The 17,640-nt window shown below is 70.8% G+C and carries 16 protein-coding genes and 2 rRNA genes; 3 read left to right on the forward strand and 15 right to left on the reverse strand.

What is annotated here, in order from left to right:
* Positions 1–11: 11 nt before the first annotated feature.
* The 8 genes from AOM46_RS10235 to AOM46_RS10270 form a co-directional block, all read right to left on the reverse strand.
* Positions 12–1,199, reverse strand: a complete 1,188-nt coding sequence (locus tag AOM46_RS10235; protein ID WP_062208428.1) for a serine hydrolase — start codon at positions 1,197–1,199, stop codon at positions 12–14.
* The gene (locus AOM46_RS10240) at positions 1,196–1,969 is read right to left on the reverse strand and encodes an SDR family NAD(P)-dependent oxidoreductase (protein WP_062208430.1); all 774 of its coding nucleotides are present in this window, start codon (positions 1,967–1,969) and stop codon (positions 1,196–1,198) included. Before AOM46_RS10240 ends, AOM46_RS10235 begins: the two co-directional genes overlap by 4 nt.
* A gap of 170 nt (positions 1,970–2,139) precedes the next feature.
* Entirely contained in the window at positions 2,140–3,144 is a 1,005-nt protein-coding gene (hemB, locus tag AOM46_RS10245) for a porphobilinogen synthase (protein ID WP_062208433.1), read from the reverse strand.
* A 183-nt stretch (positions 3,145–3,327) separates the two neighbouring features.
* A complete protein-coding gene (locus tag AOM46_RS10250) occupies positions 3,328–4,989 on the reverse strand; it encodes a uroporphyrinogen-III synthase (RefSeq protein ID WP_062208435.1) in 1,662 nt (553 codons plus the stop codon).
* Positions 4,986–5,957 (reverse strand): hydroxymethylbilane synthase, encoded by a 972-nt coding sequence (gene hemC / locus AOM46_RS10255; RefSeq protein ID WP_062208438.1) that lies wholly within the window; start codon positions 5,955–5,957, stop codon positions 4,986–4,988. Before hemC ends, AOM46_RS10250 begins: the two co-directional genes overlap by 4 nt.
* Positions 5,954–7,279 (reverse strand): glutamyl-tRNA reductase, encoded by a 1,326-nt coding sequence (locus tag AOM46_RS10260; protein ID WP_062208441.1) that lies wholly within the window; start codon positions 7,277–7,279, stop codon positions 5,954–5,956. The genes hemC and AOM46_RS10260 overlap by 4 nt, the downstream gene beginning before the upstream one ends.
* Positions 7,276–8,046: a redox-sensing transcriptional repressor Rex gene (locus AOM46_RS10265; RefSeq protein WP_062208444.1), complete on the reverse strand. Its 771-nt coding sequence runs from the start codon at positions 8,044–8,046 to the stop codon at positions 7,276–7,278. Before AOM46_RS10265 ends, AOM46_RS10260 begins: the two co-directional genes overlap by 4 nt.
* Before the next feature lie 230 nt (positions 8,047–8,276).
* Positions 8,277–8,564 (reverse strand): glutaredoxin family protein, encoded by a 288-nt coding sequence (locus tag AOM46_RS10270; protein WP_062208447.1) that lies wholly within the window; start codon positions 8,562–8,564, stop codon positions 8,277–8,279.
* Between the two features lie 110 nt (positions 8,565–8,674).
* Between AOM46_RS10270 and AOM46_RS10275 the strand changes: the two genes are divergently transcribed.
* The 3 genes from AOM46_RS10275 (at position 8,675) to AOM46_RS10285 (ending at position 12,574) form a co-directional block, all read left to right on the forward strand.
* On the forward strand, positions 8,675–9,727 hold the full coding sequence (locus AOM46_RS10275) for an HAD family phosphatase (RefSeq protein ID WP_158920356.1): 1,053 nt from the start codon (positions 8,675–8,677) through the stop codon (positions 9,725–9,727).
* 469 nt (positions 9,728–10,196) lie between these two features.
* Positions 10,197–10,985 (forward strand): ECF subfamily RNA polymerase sigma factor, BldN family, encoded by a 789-nt coding sequence (locus AOM46_RS10280; protein WP_062208450.1) that lies wholly within the window; start codon positions 10,197–10,199, stop codon positions 10,983–10,985.
* Positions 10,986–11,287: 302 nt separating this feature from the next.
* Positions 11,288–12,574 (forward strand): DUF5667 domain-containing protein, encoded by a 1,287-nt coding sequence (locus AOM46_RS10285; RefSeq protein ID WP_067226113.1) that lies wholly within the window; start codon positions 11,288–11,290, stop codon positions 12,572–12,574.
* Between the two features lie 60 nt (positions 12,575–12,634).
* Here the strand turns inward: AOM46_RS10285 and AOM46_RS10290 are convergent, their stop codons facing one another.
* The 7 genes from AOM46_RS10290 to AOM46_RS10315 form a co-directional block, all read right to left on the reverse strand.
* On the reverse strand, positions 12,635–13,609 hold the full coding sequence (locus AOM46_RS10290) for a lysophospholipid acyltransferase family protein (protein WP_062208456.1): 975 nt from the start codon (positions 13,607–13,609) through the stop codon (positions 12,635–12,637).
* Positions 13,602–14,633 (reverse strand): NAD-dependent epimerase/dehydratase family protein, encoded by a 1,032-nt coding sequence (locus AOM46_RS10295; protein ID WP_062208459.1) that lies wholly within the window; start codon positions 14,631–14,633, stop codon positions 13,602–13,604. Before AOM46_RS10295 ends, AOM46_RS10290 begins: the two co-directional genes overlap by 8 nt.
* Positions 14,634–14,701: 68 nt before the next feature.
* Complete coding sequence (locus AOM46_RS31810) at positions 14,702–14,800, reverse strand: 30S ribosomal protein bS22 (protein ID WP_003948845.1); 99 nt, start codon at positions 14,798–14,800, stop codon at positions 14,702–14,704.
* Positions 14,801–14,927: 127 nt separating this feature from the next.
* A complete protein-coding gene (locus AOM46_RS10300; protein ID WP_019431885.1) occupies positions 14,928–15,137 on the reverse strand; it encodes a helix-turn-helix domain-containing protein in 210 nt (69 codons plus the stop codon).
* Between the two features lie 598 nt (positions 15,138–15,735).
* On the reverse strand, positions 15,736–16,905 hold the full coding sequence (locus tag AOM46_RS10305) for an acetoin utilization protein AcuC (RefSeq protein WP_062208462.1): 1,170 nt from the start codon (positions 16,903–16,905) through the stop codon (positions 15,736–15,738).
* A gap of 78 nt (positions 16,906–16,983) precedes the next feature.
* Positions 16,984–17,100 (reverse strand): 5S ribosomal RNA (gene rrf, locus AOM46_RS10310).
* A 51-nt stretch (positions 17,101–17,151) separates the two neighbouring features.
* Positions 17,152–17,640 (reverse strand): 23S ribosomal RNA (locus AOM46_RS10315); the annotation flags it as partial.

A 17,640-nucleotide genomic window follows, 5' to 3' on the forward strand; every position in this document is an offset into this window, starting at 1 on the left:
GCTGTTCCCCGCTAGCGCTCGGCGCGCAGCGCCCGCGCCAACACAGCGGCCGGGGCACGGCGGTAGACACCGTCCGTGCCCCGGTCGCGGCTCGGATGCACCCGGTTGGTCAGCAGCACCCACAGCACCCCGTTGCTCGGGTCGGCCACCAGGCTGGTACCGGTGTAGCCGCCGTGCCCGAAGGCCGTCGGGGAGGCCAACTCCCCCATGATCGAGGGCTGGTCGAGCTGCCAGCCCAGGCCGCGCGCGGCATCGCGGCCAAGACCCGCGTTCTGCTGGGTGAGCATCTCCCGCACCCAGCGTTCGCCCAGCAGCCGCACCCCGTCGTAGCAGCCCCCGTTGAGCAGCGTCTGGCCGAGCACGGCCAGATCCCAGGCGGTGGAGAACACCCCGGCATGACCGGCCACCCCGCCCAGATAGTGCGCGTTCTCGTCGTGCACCTCGCCACGGATCATGCCGCGCCCGGTCCACGGCTGGTACTCGGTGGCCGCGCAGCGCTCGCGGAGCGCCGGCGAAGGCCGATAGCCGGTGTCCGTCAACCCCAGTGGTTTGGTGACGAGTTGGCGGACCAGCTCGTCCAGCGGCGCGTCGCCGACCCGTTCCACCACGGCGCCGAGCGCCATCGGCCCCAGGTCCGAATAGCGGTAGCCGGTCCCCGGCGGGTACTCCGGGCGCCGCGCCCCGATCGCCGCCAGCCTGGCGTCCCGGTCCGGATAGGGCCCCAGATCGATCTCGGCCGGCCAGCCGGCGGTGTGGGTCAGCAACGAGCGCACGCTGAGCGGCGGAAACCCCGGCAGCCAGCGGGAAACGGGGTCGTCCAGCCCCAACGCGCCCCGTTCGGCGAGGCACACCACCACCAGGGCGGTGAACATCTTGGAGACCGAGGCCATATCGAACACCGTGTCCGGCGCCGCCGGCACCCGGTCCGCCTCCGGCAGCTCGACCACGGCGCCCTCCTCGGCGGCCCGGCCGTCCCGTCCGAGCGCCACCGCGTACCGCACGGCATGGCCCCCGGCGGCATGCGCCACCACCACCCCGTTCCGCGCGGCCAGCAGCGCGAACCCGGCGAAGGCCGGCTCGGGACCGGTCAGGAACTCCTCGACACAGGGCACCAGTTGTTCCATCGCGGACGGGTCAAGACCCGCCGCCCCCGCGTCCCCGAAACGCAGCACCCGCGCCCCGCGCAGATCCCCGCTCATGAGTCGGAACGCCCCACCGGCGCCCGGTGCACCTTGCTGTTGGACGCCTGGGCACGCGGGCGCAACACCAGCAGATCGACATTGACATGCGGCGGCCTGGTGATCGCCCAGACGATGGTGTCGGCCACATCGTCAGCGGTCAGCGGCTCGGCGACGCCCTCGTACACCGCGGCGGCCCGCTCCGCGTCGCCACGGAACCTCGTCAGCGAGAACTCCTCGGTGTGCACCATCCCCGGCGCGATCTCGATCACCCGGACCGGCTGGTCCACGATCTCCAACCGCAGCGTGTTGGCCAGCACATGGGCGCCGTGCTTGGCCGCCGCATAGCCACCGCCGCCCTCGTAGGTGCCGTGCCCCGCCGTCGAGGTGACCACCAGCACCGTGCCGGCGCCCGAGGCGATCAGCGCGGGCAGCAACGCCTGGGTGAGGTTCAACACCCCCAGGACGTTGACCTCGTACATGGCGCGCCAGTCCGCCGGGTCCCCGTCGGCCACCGGTTCCAGGCCGATCGCGCCACCCGCGTTGTTCACCAGCACATCGCAGCGGTCCAACGAGCCGGCGAACGCGTCGACGGCCGCCCGGTCGGTGACATCCAGCGGATGGGCCTCGGCCTCCCGCCCGGCCGTCCGCAGCTCGTCCGCCAACGCCTCGATCCGGTCCCGGCGCCGCGCGGTCAGCACCACCCGGTAGCCGGCGGCGGCCAACCGTCGCGCGGTGGCGGCGCCGATGCCGCTGCTGGCCCCGGTGACGACGGCGATTGGAGTGGACACATGGCCTCCTGGAGAACGCTGGACGGAACAACCGGACCGAACAACCGGATGGAACAGTCGGACGGACGCGGCGCCACCATCATCACCAGACCGGCGCCGAAAAGGCAGCAATGATCGCCAGATGGGCAGCAACGGTCACCGGGCGGCCGCCGCCACCGCTCACCCGCCGGTCAGTACCGGGCGCGCAGCCACTGGGCGAACTCCGTCGCCCAGTACGTCAACGTGAGGTCGGCGCCGGCCCGTTTGAACGCGGTCAGCGTCTCCTCGATGGCCCGCTCCCGGTCCAGCCAGCCCTTCTCCGCCGCCGCCTCGACCATCGCGTACTCGCCCGAGATCTGGTAGGCCGCCACCGGCACCGTGGACCGGTCGGCGATCTGGCGGAGCACATCCAGATAGGGCAGCCCCGGCTTGACCATCACCATGTCGGCGCCCTCGGCCAGGTCCAGCGCCAACTCCCGCAGCGACTCACGGACATTGGGCGGATCCTGCTGGTAGCCGCGGCGGTCGCCGCGCAGCGAGGAGTTCACCGCCTCCCGGAACGGGCCGTAGAACGCCGAGCTGTACTTGACGGTGTAGGCGAGCAGCGCCACATCCTGGTGCCCGGCCGCGTCCAACGCCCGCCTGATCACCCGGATCTGACCGTCCATCATGCCGCTGGGGCCCAGCACCCGTGCGCCGGCCTCGGCCTGGACCACGGCCATCTCGGCGTAACGCGCCAGCGTGGCATCGTTGTCCACCCGGCCCTCGGCGTCCAGCACACCGCAGTGCCCATGGTCGGTGACCTCGTCCAGACAGGTGTCGGCCATCACCACCAGCGCATCGCCGACCTCGGCGCGCACCGCGCGCAGCGCCACCTGGAGAATGCCGTCGGGATCGGTCCCGGGGGTGCCGATCGCGTCCTTCTTGTGGTCCTCCGGCACCCCGAAGAGCATCAGCCCGCTGACCCCGGCCTCGGCGGCCTCGACGGCGGCGGCCCGCAGCGAGTCCAGCGAGTGCTGGACCACCCCGGGCATGCTGGACACCGGCACCGGCCGGTCAACGCCCTCCCGGACAAAGGCCGGCAGGATCAGATCGGCCGGATGCGGCCGGTGTTCGGCCACCATGCGGCGCATCGCCGGGCTGGTACGCAGCCGCCTCGGCCGGACATCGGGAAACGCGCCGTTCTCTGCACTCAACGAAACCGCTCCGTACTCAGTCGTCTTCTACGCCCCGTGCCCCGGTTGTACGCCCCCGACGCCGGCGCGCGCCACCGAGGCGCGCGCCGTCCGAGCAACGCGCGCCGTCCCCGCCGGCAAGGGCGCTCGCCGTCTCCACCGACACGGGCCCGCGCCGTCCGCGCAACAGGCGAGGGCGGTACCTCAGGACGTCCGCGCGCGCCGCCGCTGCGGCCGCTTCTCGCTCGGCCGCTTCAGCACCTCGCCGGCGCGCAGCGCCGCCGCCCGCCGCTCCGCGCCGTACTCGGCCAGCGCCTCGGCCAGTTGGTGCACCGAGGGCTCCGGCGCCAGCACATCGACCCGCAGCCCGTGCTCCTGCGCGGTCGCCGCCGTCGCCGGGCCGATACACGCGATAACCGTCACATTGTGCGGCTTCCCGGCGATCCCGACGAGGTTGCGGACCGTGCTGGAGGAGGTGAAGAGCACCGCGTCGAAGCCGCCGCCCTTGATCGCCTCCCTGGTCTCCGCCGGCGGCGGCGACGCCCGCACCGTGCGGTAGGCGGTGACGTCGTCCACCTCCCAGCCCATCTCGACCAGGCCGGCCACCAGGGTCTCCGTCGCGATATCGGCGCGCGGCAGGAACACCCGGTCGATCGGGTCGAAGACCGGGTCGTAGGGCGGCCAGTCCTCCAACAGGCCGGCGGCCGACTGCTCGCCGCTGGGCACCAGATCGGGCCGCACGCCGAACTCGACCAGCGCGGCGGCCGTCTGCTCGCCCACCGCCGCGACCTTTATCCCGGCGAACGCCCGGGCGTCCAGGCCGTACTCCTCGAACTTCTCCCTGATCGCCCGCACCGCGTTGACCGAGGTGAAGGCGATCCACTCATAGCGCCCGGTGACCAGGCCCTTGACCGCGCGGTCCATCTGCTGCGGGGTGCGCGGCGGTTCGACGGCGATGGTCGGCACCTCGCTCGGCACCGCGCCATAGGACCGCAGTTGGTCGGAGAGCGAGGCGGCCTGCTCCTTGGTGCGGGGCACCAGCACGTTCCAGCCGAACAGCGGCTTGGACTCGAACCAGGCCAGCTGGTCCCGAAGCGCGGGCGCGCTCCGCTCGCCGACCACGGCTATGACCGGACGTTCCCCCTCGGCGGGCGGCAGCACCTTGGCGGCCTTCAACGTCCGCTCCACCGTGCCCAGCGTGGCCGACCAGGTGCGCTGCCTGGTCGTGGTGCCGGCCACGGTGACGGTCAACGGGGTGTCGGGCTTGCGCCCGGAGGAGATCAGCCGGGCGGCCGTCTGGGCCACCGTCTCCAGCACACAGCTGATCACCACGGTGGCGTCGCTGCCGCCGACCTCGGTCCAACAGCGTTCGTCGGCGGTACGCGCGTCAACAAAACGCACATCGCCGCCCTCGGGATCGCGCAGCGGCACCCCGGCGTAGGCGGCCACGCCGACCGCCCTCGCCACTCCGGGCACCACCTCGAAGGTGATGCCCGCGGTGGCCAGCGCCAGCATGTCCCCCGTGGCGTCGGTGTCCATGCCGGGGTCGCCGACCACGGCACGGACGACCCGCTTGCCGGCGCTCGCGGCCCGCATGACAAGATCTGCCACATCGTCACCCACGGCGGTCGGGGGCTCGCCCTCGGCCGTGTTCTGCAACGGGGTGTCCGTGCCCGGCTTGACGTGTGCCCGGACCACCTCATAGGCGGCGGGGTCGGCGACCAGCACATCGGCCTGCGCCAACGCCTCGACGGCGCGCAGGGTCAACAGGCCCGGATCTCCGGGTCCCGCACCGAGGAAGGTGACGTGTCCCAGGGCGCTGACGGTCGGCTTGGCGCGCGTGACATGCGCGGTGGTGGGGCTCAAGACGCTCGCTCCCCCATCAGACCGGCCGCGCCCTTGGCGAGCATCTCGTCGGCGAGTTGGCGGCCGACGGCCACCGCCTCCGCCACGGACGCCGGTAGGGGACCGGTGGTGGACAGCTGCACCAGCTGGGAGCCGTCGGTGGTGCCGACGACGCCGCGCAGACGCAGCTCGGTGACGGCCTGCCCGTCGGCCAGCAGGTCGGCGAAGGCACCCACAGGGGCGCTGCAACCGGCCTCCAAGTCGGCGAGCAGGGTTCGCTCGGCGGCCACGGCGATCCGGGTGTGCGGATCGTCGAGCCCGGCGAGCTGGGCGGCTAGCTCCACGCGGGACGCGGCGCACTCCACCGCCAACGCTCCCTGCCCGGGGGCCGGGAGCACCGTGTCGGGAGCCAGGAACTCCGTGATCTCCGCGCTGCGGCCCAACCGGCTCAGTCCGGCGGCGGCGAGCACGACCGCGTCGAGTTCGCCGCTGTGCACGTACCCGATCCTGGTATCGACATTCCCCCGAATCGGAACCGTCTCGATGTCCCGCCCCAACGCCCTTGCCCAGGCGTTGAGTTGCGCCATCCGACGCGGGGATCCGGTGCCGATCCTGGCCGGCCCCTCCGAGCCGCCCGCCATCGCGAGCCGCTCGAAGTCGAGGCCGTCGCGGGCGATCAGCGCGTCCCTGGGATCGGCCCGTTGGGGGACCGCGGCCAGCGTCAACTCCGCCGGCTGCGCGGTCGGCAGGTCCTTGAGGGAGTGGACCGCGAAATCGATCTCCCCGTCGAGCAGCGCGTCGCGCAGCGCCGAGACGAAGACCCCGGTGCCGCCGATGCTCACCAGGCTCTCCCGTGAGACGTCCCCGTAGGTGGTGATCTCCACCAGCTCGACGGGCTGCCCGGTCAACCGGGTCAGCCGGTCGGCGACGCCGCGTGACTGCGCCACCGCCAACTGGCTGCGCCGGGTTCCGAGCCGCAGGGCATTCATGACCGCTCCTGTTCCGGGTTACGAGCGGCGACGGCCGCCCGCGGGTCGAGATCGAAAAGCTGACGCAGCGCCGTCGCGTAGTGGTCGCCGCCCGGCTCACCGGCCAACTCCTTGACCCGTACGGTCGGCGCGTGCAGCAGCTTGTCCACCACCCTGCGCACCGTCCTGGTGATCTCCGCTCGCTGCTTGTCGTCCAGATCGGGGACGCGACCGTGCAGTCTGGTCAGTTCGGCGGCGACCACATCGGACGCCATCTCCCGCAGCGCCACCACGGTCGGCGTGATGTGCGCCGCGCGGCGGGCGGCGCAGAACGCGGCCACCTCGTCCGCGACGATGCTCCGCACCGCGTCCACGTCCGCCGCCATCGGGGCGTCGGCCGAGGCCGCGGCCAGCGACTCGATGTCGACCAGGCGCACCCCGTCGAGGCGGTGCACCCCGGCGTCCACATCGCGTGGCATGGCCAGGTCGAGCACCGCCAGCGGCCGTTCCCGCTCCCGCATCGCGTGGGCCACCGTCTCGGTGCCGAGCACCAGACCGGTGGCCCCCGTACAGGAGACCACCAGATCGGCGACGGCCAGCTCGGCCGCCACCGAGATCGCGTTGATCGGCACCGCCCTGGCCTTGACCCCGCTCTGCGCCAGCGCTTCGGCCAGCCGCTCGGCGCGCTTCAAGGTCCGGTTGGCGATCACCAGTTCGGCCACACCGGCCCGGGCCAGGGTGGAAGCGGCCAGCGAGGACATGGAGCCGGCGCCGATCACCAGCACCCGGCGCCCGGCGGCCCAGGACGACACCTCCTCGGCGCCGGCCAACTGCCGCAGTCCGAAAGTGACCAGGGACTGTCCCGCTCGATCGATTCCGGTCTCGCTGTGGGCCCGCTTGCCGACCCGGAGGGCCTGCTGGAACAGGTCGTTCAACAACCGACCCGCGGTGTGCTCGTCCTGCGCCAAAGCGAGCGCCGTCTTGATCTGGCCGAGGATCTGCCCCTCGCCGACCACCATCGAGTCAAGCCCCGAGGCCACGGTGAGCAGATGCCGCACCGCCCGTTCCTCGTAGTGGACATAGAGGTACGGAGAAAGCTCGTCGACGGACACCCCGGTGTGCCGGGCCAACACGGTGGTCAGCCCGGAGACGCCCGGGTGGTAGCGGTCCACCTCGGCGTAGATCTCGATGCGGTTGCAGGTGGAGAGCAGCGCCGCCTCCAGCGCCGTGCCGTCCAGCAGCTCCCGGAGCAGCCCGCCGCCCGCCTCCGCGTTCAGCGCGGCGCGCTCCAGCACGCTGACCGGAGCGCTGCGATGGCTGAGCCCCACGACCAACAGGGTCATGCCGGCATCACCGCCGGAATATCCCCCTCCGGGCCCTGCTCACGGCCCGCCCCCCGCGCGGCCGAGCCGGGCGCCGGCGCCTCCGGCACCTCGCCGCCCATGGCCTCGGCGGCCTTCCGCTGCTCGTGGAAGGCGAGGATCTGCAGTTCGATGGAGAGGTCGACCTTGCGCACATCGACGCCCTCGGGCACCGTCAGCACGGTGGGGGCGAAGTTGAGGATGGACGTGACCCCGGCGGCGACCAGCCGGTCGCACACCTGCTGGGCCGCGCCCCCCGGGGTGGTGATCACACCGATGGAAACCCCGTTGGCGTCGATGATCGCCTCAAGATCGTCCACATGACGCACCGGAATACCGGCCACCTGGCGCCCGGCCAGCGCGGGGTCGGCGTCGATCAGCGCGGCGACCCGGAATCCCCGGGAGGCGAATCCGCCGTAGTTGGCGAGCGCGGCGCCGAGGTTACCGATCCCGACGATCACCACGGGCCAGTCCTGGGTGAGACCGAGTTCACGCGAGATCTGGTAGACGAGGTACTCGACGTCATAGCCGACGCCCCTGGTGCCATAGCTGCCCAGATAGGAGAAGTCCTTGCGCAGCTTCGCCGAGTTGACTCCGGCGGCGCTCGCCAACTCCTCCGACGAGACCGTGGGCACCGAGCGTTCGGACAGCGCCGTCAACGCCCGCAGATACAGGGGGAGCCGGGCGACCGTCGCCTCGGGAATTCCTCGGCTTCGAGTCGCCGGTCGGTGATTTCGGCCAGTTGCCACGGTGCTCCTGCCGGTCGGGCCATCCGGAAGGCGGCTACCTGTGGCACCTGCGCCACAACCGCTCAACCGTGCCCAGGCTATGCCTTTGTGAACGCGTGCACAAAGATTGTGTCCGGTTTGTCCCGGCAAAGTGACCGGTGCCACATGGACCAACACGGACACCGGGTCACACTCCTCGCCTATACGCCCCTGAATGGAAAAATCAACCCCGGATGCTAATCCAAATCGGGTCAAGCTCCCAAAGCGCGCCGCAGCCGCTGCTCGTTCACGCGCCAGAAATCGTGCTGCTCCCCGTCCACCAGCACCACCGGGATCTGTTCCCAGTACCTGCGGTGCAACTCCGCGTCCTGGTCGATGTCCCGCTCCTCCCAACGGGCGCCCAGCTCCTCGCACACCTCGCTGACCACCCGCCGGGCGTCATCGCAGAGATGACAGCCCGACCGACCGATCAACGTCACCACACGCTCGGCGACCGGACGCTTACGGGAGGCACGACGCAGCAGACTCATGCCGCCCATTCTGCCGCCGAACGGACGCCCCGGACGCCATCCCGACGCCACCCGAAAGCCATCGACGAGCCATGTGGGGCCCATCGGGCCGGCCGGACGGGGTGGCTATGCTCGACACCATGGCCAGGTTCCGTTTCCCCGGCTTTCCCCGCTTCCCCGGCGTCCCCGGCGTCCCCGGCGTCCCCGGCCTCCCATGGATTCCGGGTCTCCCCGGCTCCGCCGGCCTTCCCGCGCTGACCTCATGGGCCGCCCGTCCGAGGAGCTGGCTCACCGCACGCCGCCGCACGGCGACCGAACGCAGCGTGCTGGCAGGTGAGGCGGCGGCCGAGGCCGCGCGCCGGGCCGCGCACGCCCCCGCGCACGAGGCCGAGGACGCGCCCGCCTTCCCCACCCCCGGCGACCCCAGGGCCGCCGCCTTCTTCGACCTGGACAACACGGTCATGCAGGGCGCGGCGATCTTCCACCTCGGACGCGGCCTCTACAAGCGGAAGTTCTTCACCAAACGCGAACTGGTCCGCTTCGCCTGGCAGCAGGCGTACTTCCGGCTGGCCGGCTCCGAGCACTCGGGACACATGGCGGACGCCAAGGACAGCGCCCTCTCCATCGTCCAGGGCCATCGGGTCGCCGATCTCATGGCCATCGGCGAGGAGATCTACGACGAGTACATGGCCGGCCGCATCTGGCCGGGCACCAGGGCCCTCGCCCAGGCACACCTGGACGCCGGCCAACGCGTGTGGCTGGTGACGGCGGCGCCCGTCGAGACGGCGGCGATCATCGCCCGCCGGCTCGGCCTGACCGGCGCGCTCGGCACCGTCGCCGAATCCGTCGGCGGCGTCTACACCGGCCGTCTGGTGGGCGAACCGCTGCACGGCCCGGCCAAGGCCGTGGCGGTCCGGGCGCTCGCCGAGGCGGAGGGCCTGGACCTCGCCCGCTGCGCCGCCTACAGCGACTCCGCCAACGACATCCCGCTGCTGTCCCTGGTCGGCCACCCCTACGCGATCAACCCGGACAGCCAACTGCGAGCCCACGCCAGGGAGATGGGCTGGCGACTGCGGGACTACCGCAGGGGCCGCAAGGCCGTCCGCATCGGGGTGCCGGCGGCGGCCGGCGCCGGCGCCGTGGTCGGCGGCGCCGCCGCGGCGGTCGCGGTCCACCGCCGCCGCCGTCGCTGAAGCCTCCGCCGAAGCCACCGACCGGCGTCACCGACCGGCGTCGGTGCCGAAGTCGCCCGTTCCGCCCGGCGAAAACGCGTCGGGTGTGACTATCCCCTGGTCAGGTCGTTGGGTTGGCTGACCCACGCTCCCCGCTCCCGGCCGGTCCGCCGCTGACATGCGGCGCTCATCTCTCTTTTCGACGTACTCCCAGGCGAGACGGGTGCCCCCTGCTCCATCGATCAATATCGGTCATCGCGCTATCAAGAACATGATCCTTATTGTCAACTTCCCCCTGGCGTTACCGTGGCGCGGCGAACACAACGCGTAACTCTTCAAACCGAATCGGCGATTTCCGCAACTGGGCGTAGCGCTGTCTTCACGAAGCGTTATTCTCCTCAGACGCGTTCCGGTCCCCACCCGTCCCCAGCCAGGTGACGGCACCGGACCAAGTACCGCTCGTCTTGGAAGCTCTGCCTCTGGGAGTCCCGTGTACCCACACGTCGGGGTTGTCGCCTCGGGCCTGGCTACGCTGCGCACGACGGTCCTCGACCGGCTGCGCGACCTTGTCCCCGCCGCGTATTCCACCCCTGCCTTCGCCACACCCGTCCCCGCGGGGCCGTTCGCCTACGCCCTGGCCGAAGCCGCCGCCGGCGGCACCACCGTCGGCAGACGCGCCCGCTCGGGCTCGGCCGGCGCCTCGACGGCCCGGCGTCCCGCCGCCGACAGCGACAGCCGCCGCATGATGGATCTGGTCGAACGCGCCCAGAATGGCGAGTCCGAGGCGTTCGGCAGCCTCTACGACCACTACTCGGACACGGTCTACCGCTATATCTACTACCGCGTCGGCGGTCGGGCCACCGCCGAGGACCTCACCAGCGAGACCTTCCTGCGCGCGCTGCGCCGCATCGGCACCTTCACCTGGCAGGGCCGCGACTTCGGCGCCTGGTTGGTCACCATCGCGCGCAACCTGGTCGCCGACCACTTCAAGTCGAGCCGATTCCGACTCGAAGTGACCACCGGCGAAATGCTGGACGCCAACGAGGTGGAGCGCAGCCCCGAGGAGTCGGTGCTGGAGTCGCTGGCCAACTCCGCCCTGCTGGACGCGGTGCACAAGCTCAACCCCCAGCAGCAGGAGTGCGTCACGCTGCGCTTTCTGCAGGGGCTCTCCGTCGCCGAGACGGCCCGGGTCATGGGGAAGAACGAGGGCGCCATCAAGACACTGCAGTACCGCGCCGTGCGCACCCTCGCCCGGCTCCTCCCCGACGACGCACGCTGAACACCGCGGCACACAACCGCACTTCAAGGCATGGTGACCCCGGGCGCGCGGCGCCACACCACCCCCGCGCCTCCGCCGCACACCCCCTCCTCCCGGAGATGACGGGGTGTAGGCATGAGCAGTCAATCAGTCACATAATCTTTCAGCCGTAACCCGACTGCCTGTCCGCTCGTTGTCGAGTTCGCGGACTCCCTACGGCCACATTCCGCCAGGGGTTTCACTCATCCGGATGCTCCTGGCAGAAGCCCGAAACTTCCATACCCGTTAGGGAGTCCTTCGTGTGACGAGAGGAGGTGCCGTCCGTGATCGGTTCCGTGTCGGCAAACCGCCGCGCCCTTGCCTTCGCCCAGCTTCTCGAAGAGGCTCGCCCACCCGAGGAGCACCGTTGCGGCGAAGAGCCCCGGCATGACGAAGTGCCCCCGGCGGCGGCCAGGCCCGAAGCCGGCTCCGCCCAAGGGGGCGAGCAGTCCGCCCTGTTGTCCGTGGTGGACCGGCTGACCGCCCTGCCCAGGCCCGAGCTGTCCGCCGAGACACGCGCGGCCCAGCGCGCCGCGCTGCTCACCGCGATGAACGACACCGGGGCCGAGGGCGGCGCCGAAGCCGCCCCGGGCCAGGCCCGGGTCCCCCAGCAACAGCGCAGGGAGCGCGCCGGCGGCTTCGCCGCCGGGCCGCTCGGCCGGCTGCGCCCCAGGTCCCGGCTGTCCAAGGGGCTCGCCGCCGGTGGGCTCGCCGCCGGAGTGGCCGCCGGCGCCTTCGGCGGCGTCGCCGCCGCCTCGGGGGACGCCCTGCCGGGCGACACCCTGTACGGCCTGAAACGCGGCATGGAGGATCTTCGCCTCGATTTCACCAGCGGCGACGCCGACCGGGGCCAGGTCTATCTCGACCACGCCGCCACCCGCCTCCACGAGGCCCAACAGCTGCTCGCCCAGGAGCGACACGACGGCACGCCCGACCACGAACGGCTTGGCGAGATCCGCCGCGCGCTCTCCAACATGCGCGACGACGCCGCCAAGGGCCACCTGCTGCTCACCCGCGCCTACGAGACCGACGGCGCCATCGGCTCCATCCAGTCCCTCTCCAGCTTCTTCGAGGGCCAGAGCACCACCTGGAACGAGGTCCGCCGGCTGCTCCCGCCCCAGCTGGGCGATGTCAAGGCCGAGGTCACCGACGTGCTGGACGCCATGCAGGAGGACATCGCACCGCTCCGCTCGCTGCTTCCCCCCGAGCCGCAGAGCAGCGCCCTCGCGGACGAGCGCGGAAACGCCTCCATGGGCCCCCCGGCCACGGCCGAGGCCGAGCCCATGGCCTCGCCCAGCCGGGCCCTGTCCGGCGCGACCACCGAGGCCGCCCCCGAGGCCGAGGCGGGATCGGCCAGCCCCGAGGCCCCGGCGGAGAGCGGCGGCCTGCTCGGCGACACGGGGCTGCTCGACGCCATCGCCCCCGAGGAACAGCCCCGGTCGGGGAGCCCGTCCAGCACCCCGGAGTCCCAGCACCCGCAGGAGGCGAACGACATCACCATCCCGCCCCTGCTGGACGAGCTGCTGCCCGATCTCGGCCTGGAGGTCAAACCCGACGACACCGGAGACTGAACGGCCGCGCCGGCCACCGCGGGTGGGCGGTGGGAAGAGCGCTCACGGCGGGAAGAGCGCTCAGAAGAACACCGAACGACGAGCCACCAACAGCTTGTAGAGGGTGTGCTGAATGGTCTCCCTGACCTGATCGGTCAGTTGGAACATCAGCATCGGGTCCTCCGCCGCCTCCGGCGGCAGGTCCCCCGTCTCGATCGGCTCGCCGAACTGGATGGTCCACTTGGTCGGCAGGGGTATCGCGCCCAACGGCCCCAACCACGGGAACGTCGGCGTCACCGGAAAGTACGGCAGGCCCAACAGCCGAGCGATCGTCCGCGCGTTGCCCACCATCGGATAGATCTCCTCGGCGCCCACGATCGAACACGGCACGATCGGCGCCCGCGCGCGCAGCGCCGTGCTCACAAACCCGCCCCGGCCGAACCGCTGGAGCTTGTAGCGTTCGGCGAAGGGCTTGCCTATCCCCTTGAAGCCCTCGGGCATCACGCCGACCAACTCCCCACGCTCCAGCAGCTCCTGGGCGTCCTCCGCACAGGCCAGCGTGTGCCCGGCCTTGCGCGCCAGCTCGTTGACCACCGGCAGCTGGAAGACCAGATCGGCCGCCAGCAGTCGCAGCCGGCGCCCCGCCGGATGCCGGTCGCGCACCGCGACCTGGGTCATCAGCCCGTCCCATGGCAGCGTGCCCGAATGGTTGGCGACGATCAGCGCGCCGCCCTCGTCCGGCACGTTCTCGATCCCGCGCACCTCGACCCGGAAGTACCGTTCGAACACCGGGCGCAGCAGCGTCATCAGGACCTCGTCGGTGAGGTCCTCGTCATAGCCGAAGTCGTCCACCTCGTAGTCACCGGACAACCGCCGGCGCACAAAGGCCAGTCCCCGGGCCAACGCCGCGTCCCAGCCGGCCCCGCCGGCCGTCCCCCCGGCTGTTCCGCCGGCTTCCTCCGCCTGTTCCACGGGCTCGGGAACCGGCCCGACATCCGTCGCCCGCCGGGAGCGCCGCTCGCCCTCGTCGAACGGGATCACCTTGGCATCAGCCACGGCGCAACGCCTCCTCGAACCGGTCGAACGCCTGTGAGACGGTCTCGGGCGGCAGCAGCCCCGGGCCATGGACGGCGCCGAAGTCCGCGATGGTCCGCGCCGTGCTGTGCGGCAACGGACCCCCCATCGCCGCCCGCAGCCGCGCGGTCCGCACCACCCTGCCGGCCAGCAGCGAACGGAACCGCTCCGCCGATACGCCGGCGATCCCCATGGCCCGCAGGGTCGAGCCGAACCAGGGGGCGAACGGCGACATCAGGGGCACCGTGGGCCGCCCCAGCCGACGCGCCGCCTGGGAGAGCGTCACCACTCCCTCACCCGCCACATTGAACACCGTGAACCCGCCCTCGCCCAGCCCCGGCTCCCCCGAGGCGAGGCCCACCACCTCAAGCGCGTCGTCCTCGTGGAGCAGTTGGAGGCGGGGATCGTAGCCCCATACCGTGGGCAGCACGGGCAGCCTGAAGTAGGCGGCCAGCGGAGCGGCCGAGCCGGGCCCCAACAGATGCGCGAACCGCAGCACCGTGACGGAGACATCGGGTCGCCGCCGGGCGAAGCCCCGGACATACTCCTCGACCTCGGCGACATCCCTGGCGAAGCCCTCACCGCTCGGCGCCCTCGGCGGACTGTCCTCGCCGAACACCGCCGGCTCCCGCGCCGAACCGCCGTAGATCCGGGTGCTGGAACGGACGACGAGCCGCCGCACCGCCGGCACCCGCTGGCAGGCGCCGAGCAGCCGCATCGTGCCCAGCACGTTCGCCTCCCGCGCCGAAACGCGGCCCGCCGGCGCCCCCGACTCCTCACGGAGATCGAGATGCACCACCGTGTCCACGGCGCATTCCGCCAGCACCGAGACGACCGTCGGCCCGTCGAGGTCGATCCGCACGAACTCCGTGTCCGGCACGGGGCTCACCGGTGCGCGGCTGTCCACCCCGATCAGCCGCGCCACCCCCTTGTCCCTCCGCAGAAAGCGGAGCAGCCGGCCTCCCAGAGGCCCGGCGGCCCCGGTGACCAGCACATTCCTGCCCATCGAACCCCCTCAAAACGCGCGTCGGCCCTCCCGCCACGGGGGCGGGAGGGCCGGTCAGCAGCGTTCGCTCACTTCTTGTTGCGACGCTGCACGCGAGTGCGCTTCAGCAACTTGCGGTGCTTCTTCTTCGCCATCCGCTTACGCCGCTTTTTGATAACAGAGCCCACGACTACCCTCGCTCACTTCGATTACTCGGTGCGGGGCGTCCGAGCCCACACGACCTACATGGGCTCAGCCTACCGGTCACCGGGTCATGCGGGTTAATCGAGGGGCATCGAGAGGCTCCGTCCGTTGTCAGGCGCTTTCGACGCCCACAAAGGACTCTCGGAGGTACTCATGAACGGCTTGCTCGGGAACTCGGAAGGACCTTCCCACTCGGATCGCAGGCAGATGACCGGCGTGCACCAAGCGGTACACAGTCATCTTGGAGACTCGCATCACCGCGGCGACCTCCGCCACGGTCAGGAACTTGGCCTCGCTCAGAAGCCTTTCACCAGCAGCCATGTCACACCTGACCTTCCGCACATGTCGGACACCGGCTTCCCCTCCGGTGACTCCCTCTCGCATGTGCGCTCCTCCCCAGATTAGGGGCGGGTGATGCGAGTGGGGAAGAGGTGCCTCAACCGGCCTTATCCAACGAGCCGGCCCTTACCATGACAGAGAACCCCCTTTGTCACATAGTACGTACGCGGTGCGTAGCGACCGGCTCGGCTTCCGCCCTCCGCGCCGACGGGCGCCGCCGCCCCGGCCGTCACCCGGCTCCCGACCCATGACTCCGGGACCAAGAGCCTCCGCCGCCCCACCCCCGCCGGCTCGACGCTGACCTGCGTGGAAGGCATTTCCCACCCCCCGCGGGCGGCAACCGTCACGCCGTCAATTCCACGCCCGGGAACACCCCTTGAACGAGTGAAGGAGAAGGCATGACCAAGCGGTGACGGGCTCGTCGACGGGATCGTCTCGCCCCGGGACCGGTCGGAACCGACGCACCGGACGTAGAACCAATCAGGTCGTTTTGTCGATAGATCCCCCTGCGGTGGACGCAGCGAAACCTCGGCAGCCCCAACTACCCCGGGGGGACCGGATGCCGTAGCTCCTGATCCGCTCAGGCGAGTAGACCGTGGTGGGGGAAGACCGCGCGCCGGGTGGCGAGGATGGCCTGGTCCACCCGATCCGCCGGGTCGTATCCCGCACCCCACTCCGACCAACGAGGAGACCGACCGTCGGTCATCCGCTGCGGCCCGATCCCTCGGGTCAGTGCGTAGACGCGCTGTTGCCATTCCTCGGGGACCAGCGTCTCCGGCGCCACGGGGGCGTGGGCCGCGATGCCGACGAGATGGCTCCAGATCCGCGGTACCACGTCCACCACGGCGTATCCGCCGCCGCCGAGGGCGAGCCACCGACCGTCCGCATAGCTGTGCGCCCACGCGTGAACAGCCTCCGCGCCCAGCCGCTGAGCGTCAAGGCTGAGCGTGAGATGGGCGAGTGGATCTTCGAAGTGGGTGTCGGCGCCGTGTTGGGAGACCAGCGCCTGGGGGCGGAACTCGGCCAGCAGTTCGGGCACGACGGCGTGCAGCGCGCGGAGCCATTCCTCGTCGGAACTTCCGGCCGGGAGTGCGATGTTGACCGCGCTGCCCGGGGCCTGTTCGGCGCCGGTCTCCTCGGGGTGGCCGGTGTGCGGGAAGAGGGTGCGGGGGTGTTCGTGGACGGAGATGGTGAGCACTCTGGGGTCGGACCAGAAGACGCTCTGCACCCCGTCGCCGTGGTGGACGTCCAGGTCCACGTAGGCGACCCGTTCGGCGCCGAGTTCGAGCAGGCGGGCGATGGCGAGGGCGGCGTCGTTGTAGACACAGAACCCGGAGGCGGAGGCCGGCATCGCGTGGTGCAGGCCGCCGGCGAAGTTCACGGCGTGCGCGGCCTGGCCGTGCCAGACGGTTTCGGCTCCCGCGACGGACTGGCCGGCGATCAGCGCTGATGCCTCGTGCATTCCGGCGAAGGCCCAGTTGTCGGCGGTGCCGAGCCCGAACTTCTCGTCGGCGTCCTCGGGTTGGCGGGAGGCCCGCTGAACGGCGGTCACATACTCCGGTCGGTGAACGGTCACCAGGGTGGCCTCGTCCGCGGGGGACGCCCCGCTGACGGCGATCCGCTGGTCGAGGCCGAGCGCCTCGACCAGGGCCATGGTCAGGCTCAGCCGCACCGGATCCATGGGGTGGCCGGGCCCGAAGTTGTAGCGTGTGACCTTCTCGTCCCACAGCAGACGCGCTTCTCCGCTCATGGGCACACCGTAGCGGAAAGCAAGAGGGCCTTGTCGGAACGGATAATTCCGACAAGGCCCTCTGCTTTATCAATAATTGTCCGGCGGCGACCTACTCTCCCACACGGTCCCCCATGCAGTACCATCGGCGCTGAAGAGCTTAGCTTCCGGGTTCGGAATGTAACCGGGCGTTTCCTCTTCGCCATGACCACCGGAACCCTAAAAGGCGTGGCCGTACAACGAACTTCACAGTGGACGCGAGCATCTATGGACAAGCCCTCGGCCTATTAGTACCGGTCAACTCCACCTATCACTAGGCTTCCATCTCCGGCCTATCAACCCTGTGGTCTACAGGGAGCCTTACCCCATCAAGTGGGTGGGAGTCCTCATCTCGAAGCAGGCTTCCCGCTTAGATGCTTTCAGCGGTTATCCCTCCCGAACGTAGCCAACCAGCCATGCCCTTGGCAGAACAACTGGCACACCAGAGGTTCGTCCGTCCCGGTCCTCTCGTACTAGGGACAGCCCTTCTCAAGACTCCAACGCGCGCAGCGGATAGGGACCGAACTGTCTCACGACGTTCTAAACCCAGCTCGCGTACCGCTTTAATGGGCGAACAGCCCAACCCTTGGGACCAACTCCAGCCCCAGGATGCGACGAGCCGACATCGAGGTGCCAAACCATCCCGTCGATACGGACTCTTGGGGAAGATCAGCCTGTTATCCCCGGGGTACCTTTTATCCGTTGAGCGACGGCGCT

Source organism: Streptomyces sp. NBRC 109706, assembly GCF_000974485.1.
Taxonomy (GTDB): domain Bacteria; phylum Actinomycetota; class Actinomycetes; order Streptomycetales; family Streptomycetaceae; genus Streptomyces.